General features: G+C 64.1%; 1 protein-coding gene. It reads right to left on the bottom strand.

The features are described 5' to 3' along the window. Positions 1–31 precede the first annotated feature (31 nt). Positions 32–284 (bottom strand): hypothetical protein (locus SB772_RS40120; protein ID WP_410838533.1); only part of this gene is annotated, 253 nt, incomplete at its 5' end.

Genomic DNA, 284 nt, shown 5'->3' with positions numbered 1-284 from the left:
CGACGAGTTCCTGATCGAGTCGTGCCATGCCTTAGCTGTCGCCTTCCGAACCGGAACTGTTGGTGCTGCGTGGACTTACCGGGGGAAGGCCCGGCTCGGAATCAAGGGCTTCCGAAAGCGCGTCGTGGATATGGGCATACAGGTCACCGTGCTCCCCCACCGGCATCGCGTTGATCCGGCCCAGTGCGTCCAGTGCTCGGTCCACGAGGGCATCACCGGTGGGGAGTGGTGTGTCTGGCCATTGAATCTGCGGGCTTTCCAGCTGGGTCCGGGCCGGCTCAACC

Source organism: Paraburkholderia sp. SIMBA_030 (assembly GCF_046535245.1).
GTDB lineage: Bacteria > Pseudomonadota > Gammaproteobacteria > Burkholderiales > Burkholderiaceae > Paraburkholderia.
Note: the sequence above shows the minus strand (reverse complement) of the source record. Positions and strands in the feature narration are given on the sequence as shown.